Source organism: Paramagnetospirillum marisnigri, assembly GCF_001650715.1.
In the GTDB taxonomy this organism is placed as follows: Bacteria; Pseudomonadota; Alphaproteobacteria; order Rhodospirillales; family Magnetospirillaceae; genus Phaeospirillum; species Phaeospirillum marisnigri.
Genome location: NZ_LWQT01000023.1, coordinates 1 through 646, shown reverse-complemented (window position 1 = coordinate 646; position 646 = coordinate 1). Strand labels below are relative to the sequence as shown.

Below are 646 nucleotides of genomic sequence, written 5' to 3'. Positions count from 1 at the left end.
AGCACCAGCCCTTGCTTGGCATGGAACTGAACGTATTCGTCATCCTTGTTGCGCATCAAAGGCACAAAACAAAGAATGCCGAGATAGCTGAGGGCAGCCATCACCAGGGGCTTGTAACTGGTTCCGGTTTCTTGCGACAACCCGATAGCCTGTGCGGTCATTTCGTCCTCCTTCAGACGGCTTCGGCCGCAGCCGGCTCGGCATTGCGGTTCTTGTAATATCCGTAGAGAGCGATGGCACCCGCCACTCCGACCACGCCCAGCAGCACCGGCCCCCAGGCGCCCAGACCCAGGCCGAGGCCCAAGCTGACGCCCTTGGCGGACAGCATGGCGCTGCTGCTGGTTGCGGCGGCGATGGGGCTGGCAGTGACCGAAGCACCCGTGGCGGCACCCGCCGCGGCACCGGCTCCACCGGCGGCAATCATGGCCTTGCCCTTGACGCCGGTCGCGGCGACCTTGGTGGCGGCGCCAGTTCCCTTGGCGGCCATGGCCGCCTGATTGGCGCCACCAGCAGCCGTCTTGGCCCCGGCGGCCTTCATGCCCGCAGCCTTGGCGGTCACCGCCTCGCGCTCAACCTCTGCCGCGGCAGCCTTAGCCGCCCCGGTCTTGGCCGTTGCGCCATTGGCGGCGCCGGCCTTGGCCCCACC

General features: G+C 67.3%; 1 protein-coding gene. It reads right to left on the bottom strand.

The annotated features are described in order from the left end of the window. Nucleotides 1–172: 172 nt before the first annotated feature. A partial coding sequence (mamG, locus tag A6A04_RS22615) for a magnetosome protein MamG (protein ID WP_172822715.1) occupies nucleotides 173–646 on the bottom strand: 474 nt, incomplete at its 5' end.